Source organism: Cryptosporangium arvum DSM 44712 (genome assembly GCF_000585375.1).
Lineage (GTDB): Bacteria > Actinomycetota > Actinomycetes > Mycobacteriales > Cryptosporangiaceae > Cryptosporangium > Cryptosporangium arvum.
The window spans coordinates 2,108,245-2,132,231 of the sequence record NZ_KK073874.1 but is presented as its reverse complement, the minus strand read 5'-3'; the positions used below and the strand labels follow the sequence as shown (position 1 = coordinate 2,132,231).

Below are 23,987 nucleotides of genomic sequence, written 5' to 3'. Positions count from 1 at the left end.
GCGGCTGAGCCGGGCCTCGGCCCGGCTCAGCCCTCGCGGCGGGAGTGCTCGTGCACCAGCTCGACGACCCGGGTGAGAACGCCGGGGTCGGTCTCCGGCAGCACGCCGTGCCCGAGGTTGAAGATGTGCCCCGGCGCGGAGGCCCCGTCGGCGAGCACCCGCGCGACGTGCTCGGCCACCACCCGCTCGTCCGCCAGCAGCACCGCGGGATCGAGGTTGCCCTGCACCGCGCGGTCGGGACCGATCCGGTCGGACGCCGTGGCCAGCGGCGTGCGCCAGTCGACGCCGACCACGTCGGCACCGGCCTCGCCCATGGCCGGGAGCAGCTCGGCGGTGCCCACCCCGAAGTGGATCCGCGGCACCCCGGTGGCCCCGACCTCGGCCAGCACCCGGGCCGAGTGCGGCTGCACGTAGGTGCGGTAGTCGGCCTCCGACAGCGCGCCCGCCCACGAGTCGAACAGCTGCACCGCGGACGCACCGGCTGCGACCTGCACCCGCAGGAACGCCGACGAGATCGTCGCGAGCCGGTCGCAGAGCGCGTGCCAGAGCTCGGGCTCGCCGTACATCAGCGCCTTGGTCCGCGCGTGCGTCCGCGACGGGCCGCCCTCCACCAGATAGCTGGCCAGCGTGAACGGAGCACCGGCGAACCCGATCAGCGGGGTCGCCCCGAGCTCGCCGGCGAGCGTGCCGATGGCTTCGGTGACGTACGGGACGTCGTCGGGCTCCAGCGGCCGGAGACGCTCGAGGTCTGCGGCCGAGCCGAACGGCTCGTCGACGACCGGGCCCACCCCGGCGACGATGTCGAGCCCCACGCCGACGGCGATCAGCGGCACGACGATGTCGGAGAAGAAGATCGCCGCGTCGACGTGATGGCGCCGGATCGGCTGCAGGGTGATCTCGGTCACAAGGTCGGCACGTCGGCAGGAGTCGAGCATGCCGATGCCCTCGCGCAGTTTGCGGTACTCGGGCAGGGATCGGCCGGCCTGACGCATGAACCACACCGGTGTGTGCGTCACCGACTCGCGTCGGCAAGCCCGCAGGAACGGCCCGTCGGCCAGCTCGGCGGGGACCGGCGCACGCCCGGTGACCTGCCGCGCTGCGGCGTCCGATCCGGGATCGACCGCGGAGCGCGGCGTGCCGCCGAGAGGCGTTGCGGTGTCGGTCATGTCGGCCATGGTTTCACGGCGGCGCCTCCGGCTTCCCGGCACCGCCGGGCCGAGCGGCGGCGCCGGCTCCGCGGCGGCCGGGTCGCGTGCGCGGCGGCCGGACGGCGCGCCGCGCTGCGCGTGCTCCGCCGCTCCCCCTACGCTCTGGAACATGGCCCCCAACGGCGCCGAGCCAGACCCCTTCGCAAGCGCCGTGGCGACGTTGCGCGCGGTTCGGACCCGGCCGGAGATCCTCCTCGAGGAGGTGCCGGCACCGCAGCGGCTCGCCCCGCGCAGCTTCGCCCTTTCCGGAACCGTCGTCCGCGGCGACGAAGAGGTCGCCACCGGCCGGCTGATCGTCCTGCACGACCCATCCGGCCAGGAGGCCTGGGACGGGCACTGGCGGGTGGTCTCGTACGTCACCGCGGAGCTGGAATCCGAGATGGGCACCGACCCGATGCTGGCCGCGGTCGGCTGGAGTTGGCTCCTGGACGCGCTCGACCTCTCCGGCGCCCGGTACGGGGCGATCGGCGGCACCGTGACCCAGGTCAGCTCCACCCGCTTCGGGGAGCTGGCCGGCCCGCCGACCAGCTCCGACGTCGAGGTACGCGCGTCCTGGACGCCGATGCTCGACACGTCACCCGACCTGGCGCCCCACCTGGACGCCTGGTGCGGCCTGCTGGCCTCCACGGCCGGCCTCCCACCGCCGGGAATCACGGTCCTGGCGGCCCACAACTCGGCCTGAGCGTCTACTCCGCCGGTAGGAGCTTTTCGGCCTTCGTGCACGGGGCGTCGAGCTGGGCGATCAGGGAGTCCGTTTTCGCCTTGTCGCGCTTGCCGATCGCGTCCAGCGCCTGGATGACGAGCTTCAGGCACTTGGCGATGATCTGCTTGTCGGAGTTCGCGGTGCCGAGCGAGTCCTTCGTGCCGTCGAGCTGCTGCTCGGTGTTCGTCAGCTTGGTCTTGGTGTCGGTGAGGTCCTTCTCGAGCGTCGAGACCTTGGAGTCGCGCTCCTTGATCGTGTTCTCGGCCGCCGTGAGCTTGGCCTGGGTGTCGTTCTGCTCGCCGTTCTTGGCGATGAACAGCCCGCTCATCGTCAGCCCGACGACGAGCAGCACCGCGGTGGCCGCCGCGAGGACCACGACCAGCCGGTTCCTGCCTCCCGGCGGGCGCCCGACCGCTGACGGGCCCACCTCGGCCGCGCCGGGTAACGGCGCGGTGGGGTACCCGCTCGTCGGGATCGGTCCGGTCGCGTAGGCCGGGCCGTAGCCGGCGGGGTGACCGGCCGGTGGGGCGGACGCCGGCGGCGGCGCGTAGTTCGGTGCCGCGTAGTTCGGTGCCGCGTAGTTGGTCGGCGCGTAGTTGGGCGGCCCGGAGTGGGGTGGTCCGGCGTTCGGCGGGGCCGGGTTCGGGGGCACCGAGACCGGCGGAGGCGCGTAGCCGGGTGGCACGTTCGGCGGCGCCGACGTGGGCGGCACCGGCTGGGGGTTCAACCCGGGCACCGAGTACTCGGCCCCCGACACCGGCGCGGCGTACTCGTCACCGCTGCCGGGCGTCGCCGGGAACGGGCTGGCGGCGGGTGGCGCCCACGGGTCGGCCGCCGGCTGCGGCGGCGTGGCGCGCGGGTCGTTCGGGTAGGGGGAGCCAGGTGGGTAGGGGCCGTTCTGGTTGCCGTAGCCCGGGTCGGACACGGGTGCCTCCAGGGTCGTTCACGTGGCGGTTCAGCAGGAGATGAGACCCTTGCAGGCCTCTCCGATCGGGATGGCGAGGCCGAGTCCGTCGGCTCCCTCGGCGATGATCTTGGCTTGGGCGATGCCGACGACCTCGCCCTCGGCGTTGATCACCGGCCCTCCGGAGTTGCCGGGGTTGATCGCGGCGTCGAACTGGATGACCCGCGTGGCCAGGCCCTCGACGTCGTCGCGGATCGCGCTGACCACGCCGGTGGTGACGGTGTCGGTCAGACCGAGCGGCGCACCGACGACGATCACCGGGTCGCCCGGCTCGACCTCTTCCTCGGACGGCTTGAGCGGGGTGAACTTCGCTTTCGTCCGGAGGACGGCAAGGTCGCGGTCCTTGTCCGTGCGGTCGATCGTGACCGGGTAGGTCTCCGAGTTGCGAGTGATCGTCGCGTTCTTCCCGCCGGAGGAGACCAGCGAGTCGACGACGTGGTAGTTCGTGATCAGCAGCGTGCCGCCACCGGGGGCGGTGGCGAACGCGAACGCCGTCCCGGTGGCCTGCCCGGCGCGCACGCTGAACACCGACGGCAGCACCTTCTTCGCGACCGCGGTGGAGTTGAGCGTGCCCTCGGTACGTTCCTCGAGGGACTGCACGCGCTTGGTGAGGTTCGACATGTCCTCACGGTCCTTGGCCGACGCCGTCTCGGCCTTGGCCTGCGCCGCCTGGGCGTCGTCGAGGTCACCGGAGACGTTCACCAGGAAAATGCCCTGCACGATGACGACGATCAGCAGCACGATCGCGAGCACCAGCCCGATCAGGCCGAACGGCCGCGGGCGCCGGTCGCCACGCACGGGCGGTAAGCCCCCGCCGGGCGGCCCCGAGCCGAACGGCACCGCGCTCGTCGGCCCACCGGAGCCGGGATATCCACCCCCGGGAAGCCCGTAGCCCGGACCGGAGTGGCCCGGACCCTGGGGGCCGGTGCCCGGATAGCCGGTGCCGTAGGGAGGCGCCGAGGCCGGCGGGGCGGACGCCGGCGCGGCGGAGGCGTACCCGCCGGCCGGGGCGTACCCGTTGGTGGGCGGAGCGAACGTGCTGGTCGGCCGGGCGAACGCCTCGGTCGGCCGGCTGGGCACCGGGCCGGTGGTCTGGCTCGGCGTCGGCGGGGGAACCGGCGAGCCCCCGTACTGGGAGGGTTGCGGCCAGCCGCTCACCGGCGGCCGCGGCCCCGGTAACGGGCCGGTCGGTGCACCGTGCGTTACGGGCGCAGCGGACGTGTCGTCCCCGCCGTCTGACATCGTGAGCTGCCCTTCTCCACCGGCTAACCAGAACTCACCGTACTGATCGGCGTCGACCAGGTCGACACGTCAGAGGGGTTGTGACGTGCATCCGACGCCGGTCGGACGCACGTCGGACCCCCGCTCGGGGGCCGATCGAGCGTGCCGACACCCACCGCGACCGACCGCCTCGCTACGGTGAAGGTGTGAACGACGCGGCGAACATGGGTGCAGACCACACGGAGCAGCCGACGTTGCGCCCGACGACCGGGTCGGTCGACGAACCGCCCGCTCCGGTCCCGCTGCTGGTCCCGCGTGACGGCACGCCGGAGCCGGTCGACACCGCCGATGCCCTCGCCGAGGCGGCAGCGCGCCTGGCCGCGGCGAGCGGACCGGTCGCGGTGGACGCCGAGCGCGCCTCCGGTTACCGGTACGGCCAGCGCGCCTACCTGGTGCAGCTGCGGCGCGGCGGCGAGAAGGCCGGGCACACCGTGCTGATCGACCCGCTGCCGTTCGACGACCTGGCGGTGGTCGACGCCGCGATCGTCGACACCGAGTGGGTGCTGCACGCCGCCAGCCAGGACCTGCCGTGCCTGGCCGAGCTGGGGCTGCGTCCGCGCAAGCTGTTCGACACCGAGCTCGCCGGGCGGCTGGCCGGGTTCGAGCGGGTGGGGCTCGGGGCGATGACCGAGCGGGTGCTGGGCCGGACGCTGGAGAAGGGCCACTCCGCGGCGGACTGGAGCACGCGTCCGCTGCCGGTCGAGTGGCTGACCTACGCGGCGCTCGACGTCGAACTGCTGGTGGAGTTGCGTGACGCGCTCGCCGCGGAGCTGGAGCGGCAGGGCAAGCAGGCGTGGGCCGACGAGGAGTTCGCCGCGCTGGTGGCGAGCAAGCCGCCGGCGCCGCGGGCCGAGCCGTGGCGGCGGACGTCCGGGATCCACCGGGTGCGTACCGCCCGGGGCCTGGCCCGCGTGCGCGCGCTCTGGGAGGCGCGGGACGAGATCGCGCGCCGCCGGGACCTGGCCCCCGGGCGGGTGCTGCCGGACTCGGCGATCGTGGCCGCCGCGCAGGCCGACCCGGCCGACGAGCGGGCGCTGCTGTCGCTGCCGGTCTACTCGGGCCGGGCGACGCGGAGGCTGGCCGGGACCTGGCTGGGCGCGCTGACCTCGGCGCGGGCCCTGACCCAGGACGAGCTGCCGACCACCGCCACCGGCGGGGACGGGCCGCCGCCGGCCCACCGCTGGGCCGATCGCGACCCGGCGGCGGCGACCCGCCTGACGCGGGCGAAGGCGGTGGTGAGCGGTCTGTCGACCGAACACAACGTGCCGGCCGAGAACCTGATCTCGCCCGACACCGTCCGCCGGCTCTGCTGGTCGCCGCCCGACCCGGGCGACCTGGACGGCGTCGAGCAGGCTCTGCGCACGCTCGGCGCCCGCGAGTGGCAGATCGGCCTGGTCGGCCCCGGCCTCGTGGAAGCACTCGCCGACTGACGCCGAACCCCGGCTCGCCGGGCGGCGGGCCGGGGTTCGGTTCGGACGGTCAGGCCGGGACGGGGAACGATGCCAGGAGCGCGCGGACCTCGGCGGCGATCGCGTCGAGGGCGGGCTCGTCGCCCTCGGCGGCCACCGCGCGGTCGATGAAGTCCGCGATCAGCGGCATCTCGGCGGTGCCGAGCCCACGCGTCGTGACCGCGGCGGTGCCGATCCGGATGCCCGACGGGTCGAACGGCTTGCGCGGGTCGAACGGCACCGTGTTGTAGTTGAGCTCGATCCCGGCGCGGTCGAGCGCCTTCGCGGCCGGCTTGCCCCCGATGCCCTTGGGCGACAGGTCGGCCAGGATCAGGTGGTTGTCGGTGCCGCCGGAGACCAGGTCGAAGCCGCGCTCGAGCAGGGCGTCGGCCAGCGCGGACGCGTTCGCGACGATCTGGTGGGCGTAGGCCGAGAACTCCGGCGTCGCCGCTTCCTTCAGCGCGACCGCGATCGCCGCCGTCGTGTGGTTGTGCGGCCCGCCCTGCAGGCCCGGGAACACGGCCTTGTCCAGCGGCTTCGCCCACTCCTCGGTGGACATGAGCATCGCGCCGCGCGGCCCGCGGAGGGTCTTGTGCGTCGTCGTCGAGATGATGTCGGCGTGGCCGACCGGCGACGGGTGCGCGCCGCCGGCGATCAGCCCGGCGATGTGCGCGACGTCGGCCGCGAGCACCGCACCGACCTCCTTCGCGATGGCGGCGAAGCCGGCGAAGTCGATCGTGCGCGGCACCGCGGTGCCGCCGCAGAAGATCAGCTTCGGACGCTCGCGCAGCGCCAGGTCGCGCACCTCGTCCAGGTCGACGCGGCCGGTCTCCTTGCGGACGCCGTAGTGCACCGCGTTGAACCACTTGCCGGTGGCCGACACGCTCCAGCCGTGGGTGAGGTGCCCGCCGCTCGGCAGCCCCATGCCCAGCACGGTCTCGCCCGGCTTGAGCACGGCGAGGTAGATCGCGAGGTTCGCCGGCGAGCCGGAGTACGGCTGCACGTTGACGTGCTCGGCGCCGAACACGGCCTTCGCGCGGGCGATCGCCAGCTCCTCGAGCGGGTCTACCAGCTGCTGGCCCTCGTAGTACCGCTTACCGGCGTACCCCTCGGAGTACTTGTTGGTGAACACCGACCCGGTGGCCTCGAGCACGGCCGCGGACACGTAGTTCTCCGACGCGATGAGCCGGATCGTGTCCTGCTGGCGCTGGGCCTCGGCCTCGACGAGCCGGGCGACGTCGGGGTCTTCCGCGGCGAGGTGCGGCGTGGGCGGTTGGTTGAGCGTCATCGAAAAGCTCCCTGATGTCGTCAGCCCCGCCACCCAGGCGCACGGTGTTTTCGTACGGGATCCGTGTCGCTTCCCGGTGGTTGCTTCCACCTTTGACTGCGCCAGTCGCGACGCCTCCACCCTAGCGGCGAGGGGAGGAGCACCCGACGGCGTGTTACATGGGCGGTGTGCCTCGTCACACGTTTTAGGTGCGTTACCGGTCGGTGTTACCGGCGAGTAGCATTCGCGCCAGATATTTCCAATCCGTGGAGGACCTGTGTCCCGTCAGAGCCGTGACGTGGTCTTCGTCGACGGCGTCCGCACCCCGTTCGGCAAGGCCGGGCCGAAGGGGATCTACGCCGAGACGCGCGCCGACGACCTCGTGATCCGCACCATCCGCGAGCTGCTCCGCCGTAACCCGTCGCTGCCGCCTGCGCGGATCGACGAGGTGGCCATCGCGGCCACCACCCAGACCGGTGACCAGGGCCTGACGATCGGCCGGACCGCCGCGCTGCTGGCCGGCCTGCCGAAGTCGGTGCCCGGCTTCGCCGTCGACCGCATGTGCGCGGGCGCGATGACCGCGGCCACGAGCGTCGCCGGCGGCATCGCGTTCGGCGCGTACGACGTCGCGATCGCCGGTGGTGTCGAGCACATGGGACGCCACCCGATGGGTGAGGGCGTCGACCCGAACCCCCGCTTCCTGTCCGAGCGCATCGTCGACCCGTCGGCGCTGGTGATGGGCCAGACCGCGGAGAACCTGCACGACCGCTTCCCGCACCTGACGCGCGAGCGGGCGGACGCGTTCGCGCTCGCCAGCCAGCAGAAGTACGCGAAGGCGCTGGCCAACGGCAAGATCCAGCGCGACCTGGTCACGGTCGCCACCCGCAGCGCGGAGAAGGGCTGGGGCCTGGCCACCGCCGACGAGCCGCCGCGCCCGGAGACGACGCTGGAGGGCCTGGCCGGGCTCAAGACGCCGTTCCGCCCGCATGGCCGGGTCACCGCGGGCAACGCGGCCGGCCTGAACGACGGGGCGACCGCGAGCATCCTGGCCGCCGAGGACGTGGCCCGTGAACTGGGCCTCCCGATCGGCGCCCGGCTGGTGTCGTTCGCGTTCGTGGGCGTGGAGCCCGAGGTGATGGGCGTCGGCCCGGTACCGGCCACCGAGAAGGCGCTGGCGAAGGCCGGTCTGGGCATCGACGACATCGGGCTGTTCGAGCTCAACGAGGCGTTCGCGGTGCAGGTGCTCGCACTGCTCGACCACTTCGGCATCGCCGACGACGACGAGCGCGTCAACCCGTGGGGCGGCGCGATCGCGATCGGTCACCCGCTGGCGTCCTCCGGCGTCCGGCTCTTCACCCAGCTCTCGCGGCACTTCGCGGAGCGTCCGGACGTGCGCTACGGGCTCACCGCGATGTGCATCGGCATCGGCATGGGCGGGGCGGTCATCTGGGAGAACCCGAACTGGGAGGGCACCAAGTGACGACCCCCGAATTCGCTGACGAGGTCGTGACGAACGCGTTCGTCCGCTACCTGGCGCTGCCCGGCCTGGACGGCGAGATCGCGCTGATCACGTTGGACAACGGCAAGGACCACACGCGTCCCTCGACGTTCGGCCCGGGCGGTCTGGCCTCCCTCAACTCCGCTCTGGACGAGATCGAGGCCCACTCGCCGGGCGTCAAGGCGATCGCGGTCACCGGCAAGCCGTTCATCTTCGCGGTCGGCGCCGACCTCGACGGCGTCCCCCGCCTCACCGACCGCGAGCAGGCGCTGGCGATCGGCCGGCTCGGCCACGCGACGTTCGCCCGGCTGCGCGACGCGTCGGTGCCGACGTTCGCGTTCGTGAACGGTGCCGCGATGGGCGGCGGCATCGAGATCGGCCTGCACTGCGACTACCGCACGATCTCCTCCGGCGCGGCCGCGCTCGCGCTGCCCGAGGTGTTCCTCGGACTGGTACCGGGCTGGGGCGGCACCTGGCTGCTGCCGAACCTCATCGGCGCCGGGAACGCGGTGACGGTGATCGTCGAGAACGCGCTGAACCAGAACAAGATGCTCAAGCCCACGCAATACCTGGAGCTGGGCATCGGCGACGTTCTCTTCGAGCCGGCCGACTTCCTGGAGCGGTCGCTGGAGTGGGCGGCCGGGGTGCTGCGTGGAGACGTCGAGGTCGCGCGCCCGGAGATCGACCGCGGGCAAGCCTGGGACGACGCCGTCGCCTGGGGCCGCGCGGTCGCGGACGGCAAGGTGCACGGCGCCTCCCCGGCGCCGTACCGGGCCCTCGACCTGATCGCCGCGGCCAGGACGTCGACGTTCGAGGACGGCACCGCCGCCGAGGACGAGGCGCTCGCCGACCTGATCATGGGCGACGAGCTGCGCGCCGGCCTGTACTCGTTCGACCTGGTGCAGAAGCGCGCGAAGCGCCCGGTCGGGGTGCCGGACCGGAAGCTCGCCCGGCCGGTGACGAAGGTGGGCGTGGTCGGCGCCGGGCTGATGGCCGGTCAGCTCGCGCTGCTGTTCGCGCGCAAGCTCGAGGTGCCGGTCGTGCTGACCGACCTCGACCAGGCCCGCCTGGACAAGGGCGTCGGCTACGTGCACGGCGAGATCGACAAGCTGCTCTCGCGCAAGCGGGTGTCGCCGGACCGGGCCAACCGCCTGAAGGCGTTGGTCACCGGCTCGCTGACCAAGGACGCGTTCGCCGACGCGGACTTCGTCATCGAGGCGGTGTTCGAGGAGATCGGCGTCAAGCAGCAGGTGTTCGCCGACGTCGAAGCCGTCGTGTCGCCGTCGTGCGTGCTCGCCACGAACACCTCGTCGCTCTCGGTGACCGAGATGGCGTCGAGGTTGCAGCACCCGGAGCGGGTCGTCGGATTCCACTTCTTCAACCCGGTCGCGGTGCTGCCGCTGCTGGAGATCGTCCGCGCCGAGCAGACCGACGACGCGTCGCTGGCCACCGCGTTCTCGGTCGGCAAGTCGCTGGGTAAGTCGTGCGTGCTGGTCAAGGACGCCCCGGCGTTCGTGGTCAACCGGTTGCTGACCCGGTTCCTGGGCGAGGTCACGCGCGCGATCGACGAGGGCACCGACCTGCTGGAGGCCGACCGGGCGCTGGAGCCGCTGGGGCTGCCGATGAGCCCACTGCTGCTGTTGCAGCTGGTGGGTCCGGCGATCGCGCTGCACGTGTCCGAGACGCTGCACGAGGCGTACCCCTCGCGGTTCTACGTGTCGGAGAACATGCGCACGGTGGTCGGGGCGGGCAAGACCGCGTTCCTCGACTGGTCGAGCGGTTCGCCGGTCGTCGATCCGGCGGTGGCCGAGATCTACGGCCCGCGGACCGGCGGGCCGTCCGCGGACGAGATCCGTGAGCGGGCGCTCGCGGCGCTGGCCGAGGAGATCCGGCTGATGCTGGACGAGGGCGTGGTCGCGGCGGCGCAGGACATCGACCTGTGCATGATCCTCGGCGCGGGCTGGCCGTTCCATCTCGGCGGCATCACGCCGTACCTGGACCGCGTCGGCGTCGCGGAGAAGGTGACCGGCCAGCGTTTCCTGGCCCCCGGAGTAGCCAGCCTCCCGGCCTGATCCCCCGCGGCCCGGTGTCCCTTGAGGGATGCCGGGCCGCTGCCGTCAAGAGCTACTCTCATTCTGTGGATGAAGATGACCCGATCGAGCCCAATCCCGAGGCGATCGTGTACCGAAAGCGGGTTCGCGAGAACATATACCGCTCGCTATCCACAAATACTTTCCGGGATGCGGATTCCATTGAGGATCCCGATAGCTTCGACGTCATGACCGCCATCGTGGGTTTCGAGAGCCTGAGCGCCAGGCCGGGGCCATTCGGGTGGACCGACGACATGCTCGCCGAGATTCCCGAGGGCGTGCGTTACGAGATCGAGGACGGACACCTCATCGTGACTCCGCAGCCCATCCCCTGGCACCAGGACGCTGGATTCATCGTTACGGCCGCTCTCCGGGAAAATTGTCCGCGCGACTTGATCGCGCTCTACGAATGCGAAATTCGTGTTCTGAACGACGCCGGCCACATCGTGCAGCGTCGCATCCCAGATGTCATGGTGCTTCCCCGGGCTCTTCGGGAGCGCGACGCCGAACGGGGATGGATCCAGCCGAACGAGGTTCCCGTCGCGGCCGAGATTGTTTCCACCGGTTCCAGGGTCGCCGACCGAATCACGAAAGTCGGCGTGTACGCCGAATGGGGCGTCGGGCTATATCTGCGCATTGAACGTGAGCCGTCGGTCGCGCTCTACGAGTACCGCCTCGATCCGGTGACCAAGACCTACCTGACTCCGGTCGAACACGCCGAGGTCTTCGAAACGGACGATCCCTACCCGATTCGGATCGAGTTGGCGGCGTTGCGCTGACTTAGTGCGCTCGGCGCGGCGGGCTGATGCATGGGGGACGCGCGGCGATACGTGGAGGGATCACCAGCGCACACACCAGTCCCTACCGTGACCGGCATGACAGCCGCGGTAGGACTCTACGAACCCCCGGACGGATGGTCCGACGAAGAGCTGGTGCAGGTCCCGGAGGGCGTGCACTACGAGATCGAGGACGGTCGGCTGGTCGTCTCGCCCCGGCCCACGTTCTGGCACCAGGAAGCGTGCCGCCGGTTGGCGAACGTCCTCGAGGAGCAGTGCCCGAGCCAGTACTGGCCGGTCCAGGAGGGTGAGGTCCGGATCTACGACGGCCGGGTGGTCGCCGAACTCCGGGCTCCCGACATCCTCGTCGTCCCGCGCGAGCTGACCCGGCGAGGTGCGCACCGCGGCTGGGCGCACCCGCACGAGGTCTCGCTCGCGGCCGAGGTCGTGTCGCGCCATTCCTACACGCCCGACCGCACCACGAAGGTGGCGGTCTACGCGGCCTGGGGAATTCCGCTCTACCTGCGCCTGGAGACCGAGCCCGAGGTCATCTGCTACGCCTATCGCCTCGGCGGCAACAAGACCTACGAGAAGCCCACCGAGCACCGCGATCTGTTCACGCTCGAAGAGCCGTTCCAGATCCAGATCGATCCCGCCCTCTGGCGGTAGATCCCGCCTTCTGGCGGTAGATCCCGCCTCTGGCGGGCGCAGTCTCCGAGCGGGAGGACCACCGGACCGGTTTACCGGCGGGGTCGGTCCGGGATCCGTCGCTCGGTTGCCGCCCGTTGCCCGCGCGACACCCCCGCGGGCAACGGGCTTGTCCTGCCTACGGCGGAGATTCCCAGGGCTGCGGCTCAGGGGTATTCCCGATGTGCCGGCGGTGTAGGACTCCCTACAGTTACCCGCCGTGACCGTCATAACGACTCGATCCCTGGCGAAACAGTACGACGGTGGCGTACGGGCGCTTGATGACCTGTCCGTCACGATCGACTCCGCAGTGGTCTCCGGAACGGGGACCACGGGCGGTGTGGTCGGCCTCGTCGGTGCGAACGGCGCCGGGAAGTCGACGTTCCTCAAGATCGTCCTCGGTCTGCTGCCGCCCTCCAGCGGCACCATCGAGGTCCTGGGGCTCGACCCCACCGTCGACGGCGAGCTCGTCCGCGCCCGGGTCGGGTACATGCCCGAATACGACTGCCTGCCGCCGGACATCTCCGCGGCCGAGCTGGTCACGCACTTCGGCCGGATCAGTGGCCTGCCGAAAGCGACCGCACGGGAGCGGGCCTCCGAGACGCTCCGGCACGTGGGGCTCTACGAGGAGCGCTACCGGCAGATCGGCGGCTACTCCACCGGAATGAAGCAGCGGGTGAAGCTCGCGCAGGCGCTGGTGCACGACCCCGACCTGCTCCTGCTCGACGAGCCGACGAACGGCCTCGACCCGGCCGGCCGCGACGCGATGCTCGACCTGGTCCGCCGGATCGGCAGCGAGTTCGGCATCACGGTCGTGATCTGCTCGCACCTGCTCGGGGAGATCGAGCGGATCTGCGACTACCTGGTCGCACTCGACGGCGGCAAGCTGCTGCGTGCCGACCGCGTCGACGCGATGACCGCCGGTCAGGACGAACTCGTCATCGAGGTCGACGACGGGGCCGAAGCGCTCGCCGAGCTGCTGCGCTCCCGCGAGATCGCGGCCACGCACGACGGGCGGACCGTCGTCGTGCCGCTCGTCGACCCGCGCACGTACGACCAGATCCTGGACGCCGTCGCGGACCTGCACCTGGCGCTGCACCGGCTGGACCAGCGGCGTCACCGCGTCGCCGAACTCTTTGCGAGGGCCTCGTGACTACTGGCGTCATCCATGACCTCGGCTACCAGCGTTACACCGGGCCGCGGCTCGGTCGCGGGTACGCGTTCCGCACGCTCTACGCCCACACCGTGCGCACCGCGTTCGGTCTCGGCCGCGGGGTGAAAGCGAAGATCTTCAGCTGGGCGATCATCGGCATCATCGCCGCCGTCGCGGTGGTGATGACCGCGATCAAGGCGCAGACCGGCGAGGCCGTGATGAACGGTCCCCAGTTCGTCGACAACATGGCGACGCTCGTCATCCTGCTGCTGGCCGCGGTGGCGCCCGAGCTGACGTCGCGGGACCAGCAGACCCGGGCCCTGGGGCTGTACCTGGCCCGGCCGCTGCGCCGCTCGGACTACGCGCTGGCCCGGCTGACCGGCGCGATCACCGCGATCTTCCTGGTGCTGGCCGGGCCGCTGCTGATCATGTTCGCCGGCGGGGCGCTCTCCACCAAGGACGGCGCGAGCGGCGTCGGTGACGCGGCGGTCGACTCCGCGCAGGGGCTCGCCCACGCCGCGCTGTCGGCCCTGGTGCTGACGTCGATCAGCCTGCTCGTCGCGTCGCTGATCCGGCGCCGGGCGATCGCCGCCGCGGCCGTCGTCGCGGTGTTCCTGATCGCGCTCCCGGCGGTCGGTGTCGCCCAGGAACTGGGGGGCAGCGAGGGCACCACCGAGCTGGTCTCGATGGTCAGCCCGCCGACCGCGCTGAGTTACCTCAGCGTCTGGCTCTACGCGGACGGCAAGGTCCCCTACAGCGACGACCAGGTCGTCTACGGGCCGCTGCTGCTGGCGTACGCCGTCGTCGTCATCGCCGCCTGCACCGCGCTGCTGGTGGCCCGATACCGGAAGGTCCCGGCATGAGCGCCCCGACCGTCACGCGACCGGAAGCCCCGGCGCACGCCGTGCTCGAGATCGAGGGGGTCTCGCGCTGGTTCGGCAACGTCGTCGCGGTCAACGACATCTCGATGTCGATCGGCACCGGCGTCACCGGCCTGCTCGGGCCCAACGGGGCCGGGAAGACCACGCTGCTGCACCTGATGGCCGGGCTGCTGCAGCCCTCCCGGGGTTCGATCCGGCTGGGCGACGCCCCGGTCTGGCGGAACCCGGGGATCTACGCCTCGCTCGGGCTGGTCGTCGACCGCGAGGACACGTACGGGTTCCTGTCGGCCCGTGAGCTGGTCGAGGCCACCGCGAAGCTGCACCGGCTGCCGCACGCGCGGGCCGCCGCCGACCGGGCGATCGCGATGGTGGGGCTCGGCAGCGCGGCCGACCGGCGGATCGCCACGTACTCCAAGGGCATGCGTCAGCGCGCCCGGGTCGCCGCCGCGCTGGTGCACGACCCGGCCGTCCTGCTGCTCGACGAGCCGTTCAACGGCATGGACCCCCGGCAACGCCTGGAGCTGATGGAACTGCTCCAGCGGATGGGCGAGGCCGGGCGCACGGTGCTGTTCAGCTCGCACATCCTGGAGGAGGTCGAGCAGGTCTCCCAGCAGATCCAGGTGATGGTGGCCGGCCGCCTCGCCGCGTCCGGCGATCACCGCGCGATCCGCCGGTTGATGACGCAGCGACCGCACGAGTTCCGGCTCGCCTCCAGCGACGACCGCGCGCTGGGCGTCGCGCTGCTGGGCCTGGAGTGTGTCTCCGGCGTCGAACTGGAGCCGCCGGGGCTGCTGGTGCGGGCCCGCGACTACGGCGCGTTCACGCGTGCGCTGCCGCCGACGGCGCGCTCCGCCGGGGTGCGGCTCTACCAGGTGCTTCCCGCCGACGAGTCGCTCGAAAGCGTCTTCTCGTACCTCATCGAAGGAGGCCAGTGATGGCTGTGGCCGGAGTGATCGCTCGGATCACCACGCGTGGGCTCCTGGGCCGGCGCCGGTTCTTCCTGCTGCTGCCGCTGCCGCTGCTGTTGATCGGGGCCACACTGATCGGGCGGGCCTCGGGGGTCTCTCCCGATCGGTGGGCCGATCCGGTGCTGACCCAGGTCGGGTTCGCCGTGGTGCTGCCGCTGATCGCGATGATCGTCGGCACGGGGGTGCTGGGGTCGGAGCTGGAGGACGGCAGCGCGGTCACGATCCTGACCACGCCGGTCTCGCGCGGAACGATCGTGCTGACGAAGCTGGCCGTGGCGATCGGCATCACCACGCTGGCCACCGCGGTGCCGATGTTCATCGCCGGCGTCATCGTGGATTCGGCCCGGCTCGGGGTCGGGCTGGCGGTCGGCGCGTTCGTCGGCACGGTCGCGTACAGCACGCTGTTCGTGGCGCTGAGCGTCGTGAGTCGCCGTCCGGTGCTGATCGCCCTGGGCTACCTGGTGATCTGGGAGGGGACGCTGGTCAGCATCCTGTCCGGGGTCCGGTGGCTGAGCATCCGCCAGTTCGCGGTCGCGGTGGGTGACCGGGTCGCGTCCACCGATCTGGTGACGGCGAACCTGTCGGCGCTCTACGCCGTGCTCGCCACGGCGGTGCTGGCGGTGGCCGCGACCACGCTGGCGATCGATCGCCTGAGCGCCTACTCGGTCCGCGGCGAGACCGGCTGACCGCGTTCCGACGGCTGAACGGCGAGCAGGACCCCCTCACGCGTACTCACCCGAGCGGTGGTGCGCGTGAGGACGTTCGAGACGCCCCGGGTCGTGCCGGGGGCCAGGTCCTCGTCGTGGAGGGGCCACTCGACGCCCTCGGCCCGCACGCCCAGCGCCGGTCCGTGGACCGGCAGGAGCGTGAGGACGTCGCCGGGGCGGCCGGTCAGCGTGGTGCCGGAGGACCGCACCACGGTCACCGTCGCCTCGGCCCAGCGGGCCTGGATCGCCACCCCGGCGTAGAGCGGGGACGCCAGCAGGAACGCCACCGCGAGCCAGTGGTCGAACCGGCCGCCGGCTCCCCCGAGGACGACGATGCGTCCGGGCCGCCGGGCCAGCGCCGCGTCGAGCGCCAGCTCCAGGTCGGTCGCGTCCTTCGCCGCCGGATACCGCTCGACCCGCCCGCCGGCGGCTTCGACCCGCTCGGCGGCGCCCTCGGACGCGGAGTCGAAGTCACCGATCGCGAGCCCGACCCGCAGCCCGATCGCGTGCGCCCCGTCCGCCCCGGAGTCGGCGGCGACGACGAACGCGTCCGCCGGCAGGCCCGCCAGCGCGTCGGCGTTCGGCGCCTCGCCCCCGGCGACGACGATCACGAGAGACGAATCGGCCGGGGGCGAACCCCCGGCCGATTCGGTGAAGCTGCTCAGCTCGCGGCCGTCGCGTGCTCGGGGAAGCGCGCGATCGTCGCGAACTCGTCCGCGTCGATGCTCGCGCCGCCCACCAGCGCGCCGTCCACATCGGGCTTCGCCATGATCGCGGCGACGTTCTTCGCCTTCACCGAGCCGCCGTAGAGGACCCGGATGCCGTTCGCGATCTCCGGCGAGTACTTCTCGGCCAGCCGCGCCCGGATCGCGCCGCAGACTTCCTGCGCGTCGTCGGGGGTGGCGACCTTGCCGGTGCCGATCGCCCACACCGGCTCGTACGCGATGACGATGTCCTTGACCTGATCGGCCGGGATCTTCGCCAGCGCCGCATCGAGCTGCGTCGTGCAGTGCGCGACGTGCTGGGACTCCTCGCGCACCGGCAGGCCCTCGCCCACGCACAGGATCGGCGTGAGCCCGTGCTTGAACGCGGCCTTGACCTTCGCGTTGACCAGCGCGTCGTCCTCGTTGTGGTACTCGCGCCGCTCGGAGTGGCCGATCACCACGTAGGTGCAGCCGAGCTTCGCGAGCATCGCACCGGAGATGTCCCCGGTGTAGGCCCCGCTGTCGTACGGCGACAGGTCCTGCGCACCGTAGACGATGAGCAGCTTGTCGCCGTCGACGAGCGTCTGGACGCTACGCAGATCGGTGAACGGCGGGATCACCGCGACCTCGACGAGGCCGAGCTGCTCCTCGGTGAGGCTGATCGCCACCTTCTGGGTGAGCGAGATCGCCTCGAGGTGGTTGAGGTTCATCTTCCAGTTGCCCGCGATCAGCGGACGCCGGTCGAAGGTGACCTTCTTCGCCATGTCAGGCCCTTTCGAGTACGGCGACGCCGGGCAGTTCCTTGCCTTCGAGGAACTCCAGCGAGGCTCCGCCACCGGTGGAGATGTGGCCGAACCGCGCTTCGTCGATGCCGAGCTGGCGAACCGCGGCGGCCGAGTCGCCACCGCCGACGATCGTGAGGCCGTCGACGGACGCGACCGCTTCGGCCACGCCCTTGGTTCCGGCGGCGAACGGAGCGAGCTCGAACACACCCATCGGGCCGTTCCAGAACACGGTCTTCGCGCCGGCCAGCTTGCTCGCGAACAGCTCGACCGACGCCGGGCCGATGTCCAGGCCCTTCCAGCCGTCTTCCAGCTTGTCGGCCGCGACGACCTTGGTGTTGGCGTCGGCACTGAAGTCGTCGGCGAGCACCACGTCGGTGGGCAGCACGATCTTGTCGCCGCCCTCGGACAGCAGCCGCTTGCAGGTGTCGATCATCTCCTGCTCGAGCAGCGAGTCGCCCACGCCGTGGCCCTGGGCGGCCAGGAACGTGAAGCACATGCCGCCGCCGATGAGCAGCGTGTCGACCTTGGGCAGCAGCGCGTCGATGACCCCGAGCTTGTCGGAGACCTTGCTGCCGCCGAGCACGACCACGTACGGCCGCTCCGGGGTGCCGGTCAGCGTCCGCAGCACCTCGAGCTCACGGCGGACCAGGCCACCGGCGTACGCCGGCAGCAGCTCGGCCAGGTCGTGGACGCTGGCGTGCTTGCGGTGCACGGCGCCGAACGCGTCGTCCACGTAGGCACCGTTCTGACCCGCGAAGTGCGACAGCTGAGTCGCGAACGCCTTGCGCTCGGCGTCGTCCTTGCTGGTCTCACCGGCGTTGAACCGGAGGTTCTCCAGCAGCACGACCCCGCCGTCGGCGACCGAGGCGACGATCTCCTGGGCCTGCGGACCGACGGTGTCGGCGGCGAACGCCACCGGGGCACCGAGCAGCTCGTCCAGCCGCTGGGCGACGGGCTCCAGGGAGTACTTGGGGTCCGGCGCGCCCTTGGGGCGGCCGAGGTGGGAGAACACGATCACCTTCGCGCCGGCGTCACGGAGCGCGGTGATCGTCGGCAGCACCGCGCGGATGCGGCCGTCGTCGGTGATCCGCTGCCCGTCGAGCGGGACGTTGAGGTCGGCGCGTACCAGGACGCGCCGACCCGCAACCCCCTCGGCGAGCAGGTCGTCGAGGCTCTTCACGTCAGAGCGTCTTGCCGACGTAGTTGACCAGGTCGACGAGACGGTTGGAGTAGCCCCACTCGTTGTCGTACCAGCCGACGACCTTCGCCTGGTTGCCGATGACCTTGGTCAGCGGAGCGTCGTAGATGCAGGACGCGGGGTCGGTGACGATGTCCGACGACACGATCGGGTCGCTGTTGTAGGACAGGTAGCCCTTCAGCGGGCCGTTCGCGGCGGCCTGGTAGGCGGCATTGATCTCTTCGACCGTAGCGTCACGGCCGAGCTCGACCGTGAGGTCGGTGGCCGAACCGGTCGGGATCGGCACCCGCAGCGCGTACCCGTCGAGCTTGCCCTTGAGCTCCGGCAGCACCAGGCCGATGGCCTTGGCCGCACCGGTGCTGGTGGGGACGACGTTGAGCGCGGCGGCGCGAGCGCGGCGGAGGTCCTTGTGCGGGCCGTCCTGCAGGTTCTGGTCCTGCGTGTAGGCGTGCACGGTGGTCATCAGGCCCTTGACGATGCCGAACTCGTCGTTGAGCACCTTGGCCAGCGGGCCGAGGCAGTTCGTGGTGCAGGACGCGTTCGAGATGATGTGGTGCGACGCGGGGTCGTAGTCGGTGTGGTTGACACCCATGACGACCGTGACGTCTTCGTTCTTGGCCGGCGCCGAGATGATGACCTTCTTCGCGCCACCGTCGAGGTGCGCCTTCGCCTTGGCGGCGTCGGTGAAGAAACCGGTCGACTCGATGACGACGTCGGCGCCGAGGTCGCCCCACGGCAGCTTGGCCGGGTCGCGCTCCTCGAGGGCCTTGATCGTCTGGCCGCCGACCGAGATCTCGTCCGCGCTTGCCTTCACCTCGTGCGGCAGGCGGCCCAGGATGCTGTCGTACTTGAGCAGGTGCGCGAGCGTGGCGTTGTCGGTGAGGTCGTTGACCCCGACGACCTGGATGTCGGCGCCCGACGTGAGGGCGGCACGGAAGAAGTTGCGCCCGATACGTCCGAACCCGTTGATGCCTACCCGGATGGTCACGCGTACTCCCTCGCCGATGATTTAGTGCGGCTCGTTCGTCCCCTCCGACGGCCGCGATCCGTAGGCCCCCGACCGGCGACGAGACGTCGTTCTCGACGTCGAGCCTATCGATGAGCCGCGGGTTACATCGTACCGGTCCCGCCGAATCGATTCAGCGTCGATCTCGCGTTCCGGGACGCGTTCGGCGAGGTCAGTCCCGGGTCATTTTCCAAAGAATGACCGTCTTGTCGGTGCTCGAGCTGCCCAAGTAGTTGCCGTCCTGGCTGAACGCCAGCCCGGTGATCGAGTTCGTGGTGTCACCGGTCTTCTTCTGGTGCCCGGTGAGCGCGGTGGTGAGCTCGCGATGGTTGGCGAGGTCCCAGAGCAGGATCCGGTTGTCGTTGCCCGCCGACGCGAGGACCTTGCCGTCGGGGCTGAACGCCAGCGTGTCGATCGAACCGGTGTGGCCCTCGAAGGTGTCGACGACCTTGCCGCTACCGACGTCGAACACGACCACGTCGTAGGAGTTGGTCACGGCCAGGCGCGTGCCGTCCGGGCTGAACGTGAGGTTGTCGAAGGAGGAGATGTCGTCCGCGGTCTTCAGCTCACCGCCGACCAACGACTTCTTTTTCACGTCGTAGACGCGCAGGCCCTCCTTGCTGGCGACGGTGGCCAGACGGGTGCCGTCGGGGCTGAGCGCGACGTCGGAGAACAGCTTGTCGGCACCGGCGATGGTCGGGTAGGTGCCGACCCGCTTGCCGTCGGAGGTGTTCCAGGTGAGTACCGAGCCGTAGGAGAACGCGGCCTGGACCTGCTTACCGTCGTTCACGAACGCGACGTCGGCGATCGAGCCCGGGCTCTGCAGGCCTTTCTCGGTGTCGAGCTCCTCGATGGTGTCGAACGCGTTGCGGCGGTTCCCGGTGTCCCAGAGCTGGACGGTGGAGCCCGAGAGCGTCAGCAGGCGGCTGCCGTCGGGGTTGAACTCGATCTCGTCCGGCGCGATCGTGAAGCCGGTCAGGTCGGGTCCGTCCTTCTTGCCGCTCTCGACGTTCCAGAACCGGATCGTGTCGTCGTCGCTGGCACCGGCCGCGAGCGTCCCGTCGGGGCCACCGACCGCGACGGCGGTGACGTCGTCGGTGTGGCCGGTGAGCGTGGGGCCTTTGGTGGCGCCGGTGACGGGGCCGTCGTCGACCCAGGGCTTGAGGACGACGAGCGCGGCGACGAGCGCGAGCAGGACGACCGCGGCGACGGATCCGGCGACGAGCGCGATCTTCCTGGTGGGGCGACGTTCGGGCGGCGCCGGGGCGGTTCCCCAGGGGCCGGAAGCGCTGCGCGGCCCCGGAGGGCTGGGTGCGGGTGGGACCGCGTGCGGGCTGCCGGGCTGCGCGCCCGGCGTGGGCGGGCCTCCGAACGCGGGCGCGCTGCCGGGTTGGCCCGGGGCGGTGGGGACGGCGCCGATCGCGTGGAGGCTGCCTTCGGCGACGACGAGTTCGGGGTAGTCGAGCGCGGTCGGCGCGATGCGCAGCGTCCGGTGCAGCAGGGTGGCCGCCAGCGGGATCCGGGACGAACCGCCGACCAGGAACACCCCACCGACCTGCTCCGGGGCGACCCCGCCCTCACGCAGCACGCTCAGCGTCAGCGACGACGTGCGATCGAGCAGCGGGGTCGCGAGCTTCTCGAACTCCTCCCGCGTCACCCGCACGTCGGCGCCGGCCAGCGGCACGTGCAGATCCGCCGCCGGATGCCGCGACAACTGCTCCTTGGCGGCCTTGGCGCTGCGCCAGAGCGCGTGCCGGGCCTGCTGGTCGGCCGGGCTCTGCGGCCAGTCGAGGCGCGCCCAGGCGTCGGTCGCTCCCCCGGTCAGCGCTCGGGCGTGCGCGACGACGGCGGCGTCCAGGTCGAGCCCGCCGACGTCCGGCAGCCCGGCCGACGCGACGACCTCGAACCCCGGCCCGACCGGACGCACGACGCTGACGTCGAACGTCCCGGCGCCGAAGTCGTAGACGACGAGACACCGGTCGACCGGGAGCGCGTGGCCGAGCACCCGGACGAAGTACGCGGCCGCCGCCACCGGTTCGGGCACGAACCGCACGTCGCCGAGCCCGGCCGCGGACGCCGCGGAGGCCAGCGACCCCAGCCGGGACTGCCGCCAGGCCGCCGGGTGGGTGATCACGACCCCGCTCGGTGACCGTCCGGTGACCCGGTAGGCCTCCTCCGCGACCCGGCGCAGCACGACGCCGATCAGATCGACGACGCGGACCTCGCGCTCCCCCAGCCAGAGCGTCCCGTCGTCGATGCGGCGCTTGGGGTTCGGCTCAAGGCCCGACGCGTAGGCCAACCCGGCCCGCTCGGCGTCCGCGCCGGTCAGCGGCGCCCCGTCGGGGCCGAGGAACACCGCGGACGAGAGCAGCGGCGAGGAGTCGAACAGCAGCGGACGCACCCGGCCGTCCGGCCCGGCCAGCGCCGCGACGGTGCTTGACGTTCCGAAGTCGATGCCGAGCCGAAAGGAGTCCACAACCACGCCGCAACAGTAGGTGACAGATCTAGCCCCGAGTCATCTGACGGACGTGACCTAGGCCGAGAGGCGCCGGAAGCCGCTGGAGTGGAACACCAGCGGCGCGACCGTCGGTTCGTACTCGAACGACTCGATGCGCAGAAGGACGATGTCGTGGTCACCGGCCGGGACCTCACGGTCGACCGTGCACTCCAGCCAGGCGCTCGCGCCCTCGATGAGCACGGCGCCGCCGTCGGTGGTGCCGATCGACAGGCCCTCGAACCGGTCACCGGTCTTCGCCGCCAGGCGCTTGGCGGCCAGGTCGTGCGACTCCCCCAGGACGCTCACCCCGACGCGCGGGCGGTCACGCAGCCGCGGCCAGGTCGTCGACGTCTTCTGGACGCACACCGCCACCAGCGGCGGCTCGAGCGACACCGCGACGAAGCTGCTGGCGGCCATCCCGACCGGAACCCCGTCGACGAGCGCGCAGAGCCCGACGACGCCACTGGGGAACGCCCCGTAGACGTCACGCAGTTCCCGGGGCGCCGCGCCCGCGACCGCCCTCATCGCAGCCCGGACGCGGTTCCGGCCACCGCGCCCGACCAGCGCTTCGCGTAGTCGGCGATCGCCGAACTGTCGGTGTAGGTGGAATCGATCAGGTAGAGACCCGGCGTCGGGCAGGACGCTCCCAACTCCACGAGCACCGGCTTGAGCAGCAGGTCCGGTGCCATCGCGTGGCCGGGCCCGGCACCGAGCATCACCGGGACGGCGACCACGCCGGCCAGGCCCTCGGCGGTGGCGAACTGGTCGAGGAACAGCTTGAGGACGCCGGTGTAGCTCGCCTTGAACGTGGGGCTGGCGAACACCGCGACGTCGGCCGAGCGAACCGACTCGACCGCGGCGGCCACGCCGGCGTCACCCCACCCGAGCAGGCCGGCGCCGAGCGTGATGACGTCCACGACGGACCCGGGTTCCTGGCCGGTGAGCTCACGGGCCACTCGCGTCGCGGCGTCGAGGGTGCGCGACTGCGGCTTGGGGTTGCCGGCCACCACTGCCACGTTCATGAGATCTCCCTCGCTCCTCAACACCGTCCGCCAGAACCGGCCCGACGTCCAGAGACAACGTTGCGCCCTGCATCACACAATCCCAATCGCTCCCGCCGTTGGTTAAGGGCATTCGACAGTTTCGACGACAGATCGGGCCTGTGGACAGCGGCAACGGACTGTCGGTCGGCATTGCTAGCGTCCCGCCCGTGACGATCAACGAGAACGTGAGCACGTTCGCGGGGCTGCCGGTGCGGGAGTGGCCCGCCGACGGGGAGCCGGTCGGCGGACCGGCGGCCTGGCGGATCTCTCCGGGTCTCGAGGCCGAGCGGGGCGAGTTCGCCCGCCGGCTGGACGAGCTGATCGACAGCACGCCGGTCGAGGCGCTGCTGGTCGGCGATTGGGGTGACTGCTACGAGAACCCCGCGCCGATCGACGCGCTGGTCGCGGCGGCACCTCGGCTGAGCGGGCTGCGCGCCCTGTTCCTGGGCGAGATGACGTTCGAGGAGTGCGAGATCTCCTGGATCCGGCTGGGCGACGTCGCGCCGCTGTTCGAGGCGTTCGGTTCGCTGGAGGTACTGCGCATCCGGGGCAGCGAAGGACTGCGGCTGGGGACGGTGCGGCACGAGACGTTGCGGGAGCTCGCGTTCGAGTCCGGTGGGCTGCCGGCCGCGGTGGTCCGTGACGTCGGCGCGGGCGATTTCCCGGCGCTGCGTCACCTGGAGCTGTGGCTCGGCACCCCGAACTACGGCGGCGACGCGACCGCCGAGGACCTCGCCGGGATCCTGTCCGGTGAGCGTCTTCCCGCGCTGCGTCACCTGGGGCTGCGCAACGCCGAGATCGCCGACGACGTCGCGGCCGCGCTCGCCCGGGCTCCGATCGTTCCGCGGCTGACGACGCTCGACCTGTCGCTGGGGCTGCTGAGCGACACCGGGGCGCGTGCGCTGCTGACCGGTGGGCAGCTGAGCGGACTCGAGCGGCTCGATCTGCACCACCACCTGGTCAGCGAGGAGGTGCTCGGCGAGCTGGCCGCCGCGCTGCCGGGCGTCGTGCTCGACACCGAGGATTCGCAGCTCGGTGAGCGCTACCGGTACGTCGCGGTCGGCGAGTGAACAGAGTTTCCGGTGGTGTTCGTCGAACGTGTCGACCGTCCGCCGCGGTTCAG

22 protein-coding genes and 1 riboswitch are annotated in these 23,987 nt (G+C 71.5%); of the genes, 11 read left to right on the top strand and 11 right to left on the bottom strand.

What is annotated here, in order from left to right:
• Positions 1 to 26 precede the first annotated feature (26 nt).
• Positions 27 to 1,166, bottom strand: coding sequence for a uroporphyrinogen decarboxylase (gene hemE / locus CRYAR_RS09910; RefSeq protein WP_157017554.1), 1,140 nt, complete (start codon positions 1,164 to 1,166; stop codon positions 27 to 29).
• 151 nt (positions 1,167 to 1,317) lie between these two features.
• Here hemE and CRYAR_RS09905 point away from each other — a divergent pair, with 151 nt between their 5' ends.
• Positions 1,318 to 1,890: a DUF3000 domain-containing protein gene (locus tag CRYAR_RS09905; RefSeq protein ID WP_035861573.1), complete on the top strand. Its 573-nt coding sequence runs from the start codon at positions 1,318 to 1,320 to the stop codon at positions 1,888 to 1,890.
• A gap of 4 nt (positions 1,891 to 1,894) precedes the next feature.
• Here the strand turns inward: CRYAR_RS09905 and CRYAR_RS09900 are convergent, their stop codons facing one another.
• Positions 1,895 to 2,836: a hypothetical protein gene (locus tag CRYAR_RS09900; RefSeq protein WP_157017552.1), complete on the bottom strand. Its 942-nt coding sequence runs from the start codon at positions 2,834 to 2,836 to the stop codon at positions 1,895 to 1,897.
• Positions 2,837 to 2,866: 30 nt separating this feature from the next.
• Positions 2,867 to 3,955 carry a S1C family serine protease gene (locus CRYAR_RS09895; protein ID WP_157017550.1) on the bottom strand — a complete coding sequence of 363 codons (1,089 nt, stop codon included), beginning with the start codon at positions 3,953 to 3,955 and terminating at the stop codon, positions 2,867 to 2,869.
• 365 nt (positions 3,956 to 4,320) lie between these two features.
• Here CRYAR_RS09895 and CRYAR_RS09890 point away from each other — a divergent pair, with 365 nt between their 5' ends.
• Positions 4,321 to 5,586 carry an HRDC domain-containing protein gene (locus tag CRYAR_RS09890; protein WP_084701812.1) on the top strand — a complete coding sequence of 422 codons (1,266 nt, stop codon included), beginning with the start codon at positions 4,321 to 4,323 and terminating at the stop codon, positions 5,584 to 5,586.
• A gap of 49 nt (positions 5,587 to 5,635) precedes the next feature.
• Here the strand turns inward: CRYAR_RS09890 and CRYAR_RS09885 are convergent, their stop codons facing one another.
• Entirely contained in the window at positions 5,636 to 6,892 is a 1,257-nt protein-coding gene (locus CRYAR_RS09885) for a serine hydroxymethyltransferase (RefSeq protein WP_035850056.1), read from the bottom strand.
• A gap of 24 nt (positions 6,893 to 6,916) precedes the next feature.
• Positions 6,917 to 7,011: riboswitch (ZMP/ZTP riboswitch) on the bottom strand.
• Between the two features lie 137 nt (positions 7,012 to 7,148).
• Here CRYAR_RS09885 and CRYAR_RS09880 point away from each other — a divergent pair.
• From CRYAR_RS09880 to CRYAR_RS09845, 8 genes are all read left to right on the top strand, one after another.
• Positions 7,149 to 8,351: a thiolase family protein gene (locus tag CRYAR_RS09880; protein ID WP_035850055.1), complete on the top strand. Its 1,203-nt coding sequence runs from the start codon at positions 7,149 to 7,151 to the stop codon at positions 8,349 to 8,351.
• Positions 8,348 to 10,441 carry a 3-hydroxyacyl-CoA dehydrogenase NAD-binding domain-containing protein gene (locus tag CRYAR_RS09875; protein WP_245620426.1) on the top strand — a complete coding sequence of 698 codons (2,094 nt, stop codon included), beginning with the start codon at positions 8,348 to 8,350 and terminating at the stop codon, positions 10,439 to 10,441. Before CRYAR_RS09880 ends, CRYAR_RS09875 begins: the two co-directional genes overlap by 4 nt.
• Before the next feature lie 65 nt (positions 10,442 to 10,506).
• Positions 10,507 to 11,238: a Uma2 family endonuclease gene (locus tag CRYAR_RS09870; protein ID WP_035850052.1), complete on the top strand. Its 732-nt coding sequence runs from the start codon at positions 10,507 to 10,509 to the stop codon at positions 11,236 to 11,238.
• A gap of 96 nt (positions 11,239 to 11,334) precedes the next feature.
• Positions 11,335 to 11,904: a Uma2 family endonuclease gene (locus CRYAR_RS09865; protein ID WP_035850050.1), complete on the top strand. Its 570-nt coding sequence runs from the start codon at positions 11,335 to 11,337 to the stop codon at positions 11,902 to 11,904.
• A 238-nt stretch (positions 11,905 to 12,142) separates the two neighbouring features.
• The gene (locus tag CRYAR_RS09860) at positions 12,143 to 13,075 is read left to right on the top strand and encodes an ABC transporter ATP-binding protein (protein WP_035850048.1); all 933 of its coding nucleotides are present in this window, start codon (positions 12,143 to 12,145) and stop codon (positions 13,073 to 13,075) included.
• A complete protein-coding gene (locus CRYAR_RS09855) occupies positions 13,072 to 13,938 on the top strand; it encodes an ABC transporter permease subunit (RefSeq protein WP_035850046.1) in 867 nt (288 codons plus the stop codon). The genes CRYAR_RS09860 and CRYAR_RS09855 overlap by 4 nt, the downstream gene beginning before the upstream one ends.
• Entirely contained in the window at positions 13,935 to 14,891 is a 957-nt protein-coding gene (locus CRYAR_RS09850) for an ABC transporter ATP-binding protein (protein ID WP_035850044.1), read from the top strand. Before CRYAR_RS09855 ends, CRYAR_RS09850 begins: the two co-directional genes overlap by 4 nt.
• Entirely contained in the window at positions 14,891 to 15,610 is a 720-nt protein-coding gene (locus tag CRYAR_RS09845; RefSeq protein WP_035850043.1) for an ABC transporter permease, read from the top strand. Before CRYAR_RS09850 ends, CRYAR_RS09845 begins: the two co-directional genes overlap by 1 nt.
• On the opposite strand, the gene CRYAR_RS09840 is transcribed toward CRYAR_RS09845, so the two are convergent.
• From CRYAR_RS09840 to CRYAR_RS09810, 7 genes are all read right to left on the bottom strand, one after another.
• Complete coding sequence (locus tag CRYAR_RS09840) at positions 15,583 to 16,242, bottom strand: thiamine diphosphokinase (RefSeq protein ID WP_035850042.1); 660 nt, start codon at positions 16,240 to 16,242, stop codon at positions 15,583 to 15,585. The two genes, CRYAR_RS09845 and CRYAR_RS09840, sit on opposite strands and share 28 nt — an antisense overlap.
• Before the next feature lie 50 nt (positions 16,243 to 16,292).
• Positions 16,293 to 17,099 carry a triose-phosphate isomerase gene (gene tpiA / locus CRYAR_RS09835; protein WP_035850041.1) on the bottom strand — a complete coding sequence of 269 codons (807 nt, stop codon included), beginning with the start codon at positions 17,097 to 17,099 and terminating at the stop codon, positions 16,293 to 16,295.
• 1 nt (position 17,100) lies between these two features.
• Complete coding sequence (locus CRYAR_RS09830) at positions 17,101 to 18,300, bottom strand: phosphoglycerate kinase (RefSeq protein ID WP_035850040.1); 1,200 nt, start codon at positions 18,298 to 18,300, stop codon at positions 17,101 to 17,103.
• Between the two features lies 1 nt (position 18,301).
• Complete coding sequence (gap, locus tag CRYAR_RS09825; RefSeq protein ID WP_035850039.1) at positions 18,302 to 19,306, bottom strand: type I glyceraldehyde-3-phosphate dehydrogenase; 1,005 nt, start codon at positions 19,304 to 19,306, stop codon at positions 18,302 to 18,304.
• Between the two features lie 190 nt (positions 19,307 to 19,496).
• Positions 19,497 to 21,806, bottom strand: a complete 2,310-nt coding sequence (locus CRYAR_RS42910) for an Hsp70 family protein (RefSeq protein ID WP_084700295.1) — start codon at positions 21,804 to 21,806, stop codon at positions 19,497 to 19,499.
• A 51-nt stretch (positions 21,807 to 21,857) separates the two neighbouring features.
• Complete coding sequence (locus CRYAR_RS09815) at positions 21,858 to 22,346, bottom strand: flavin reductase family protein (RefSeq protein ID WP_035850038.1); 489 nt, start codon at positions 22,344 to 22,346, stop codon at positions 21,858 to 21,860.
• Complete coding sequence (locus CRYAR_RS09810; RefSeq protein WP_035850036.1) at positions 22,343 to 22,843, bottom strand: NADPH-dependent FMN reductase; 501 nt, start codon at positions 22,841 to 22,843, stop codon at positions 22,343 to 22,345. Before CRYAR_RS09810 ends, CRYAR_RS09815 begins: the two co-directional genes overlap by 4 nt.
• 188 nt (positions 22,844 to 23,031) lie before the next feature.
• On the opposite strand from CRYAR_RS09810, the gene CRYAR_RS09805 reads away from it, so the two are divergent.
• Complete coding sequence (locus CRYAR_RS09805) at positions 23,032 to 23,934, top strand: STM4015 family protein (RefSeq protein ID WP_035850034.1); 903 nt, start codon at positions 23,032 to 23,034, stop codon at positions 23,932 to 23,934.
• The last annotated feature ends 53 nt before the right edge of the window (positions 23,935 to 23,987 follow it).

What these genes read in the sequence shown, in the direction of transcription:
- tpiA (WP_035850041.1), bottom strand. Translation starts at nt 17,099, where the DNA reads ATGGCGAAGAAGGTCACCTTCGACCGGCGTCCGCTGATCGCGGGCAAC.
- CRYAR_RS09905 (WP_035861573.1), top strand. Translation starts at nt 1,318, where the DNA reads ATGGCCCCCAACGGCGCCGAGCCAGACCCCTTCGCAAGCGCCGTGGCG.
- CRYAR_RS09890 (WP_084701812.1), top strand. Translation starts at nt 4,321, where the DNA reads ATGGGTGCAGACCACACGGAGCAGCCGACGTTGCGCCCGACGACCGGG.
- CRYAR_RS09850 (WP_035850044.1), top strand. Translation starts at nt 13,935, where the DNA reads ATGAGCGCCCCGACCGTCACGCGACCGGAAGCCCCGGCGCACGCCGTG.
- CRYAR_RS09845 (WP_035850043.1), top strand. Translation starts at nt 14,891, where the DNA reads ATGGCTGTGGCCGGAGTGATCGCTCGGATCACCACGCGTGGGCTCCTG.
- CRYAR_RS09810 (WP_035850036.1), bottom strand. Translation starts at nt 22,843, where the DNA reads ATGAACGTGGCAGTGGTGGCCGGCAACCCCAAGCCGCAGTCGCGCACC.
- hemE (WP_157017554.1), bottom strand. Translation starts at nt 1,166, where the DNA reads ATGACCGACACCGCAACGCCTCTCGGCGGCACGCCGCGCTCCGCGGTC.
- CRYAR_RS09815 (WP_035850038.1), bottom strand. Translation starts at nt 22,346, where the DNA reads ATGAGGGCGGTCGCGGGCGCGGCGCCCCGGGAACTGCGTGACGTCTAC.
- CRYAR_RS09885 (WP_035850056.1), bottom strand. Translation starts at nt 6,892, where the DNA reads ATGACGCTCAACCAACCGCCCACGCCGCACCTCGCCGCGGAAGACCCC.
- CRYAR_RS09865 (WP_035850050.1), top strand. Translation starts at nt 11,335, where the DNA reads ATGACAGCCGCGGTAGGACTCTACGAACCCCCGGACGGATGGTCCGAC.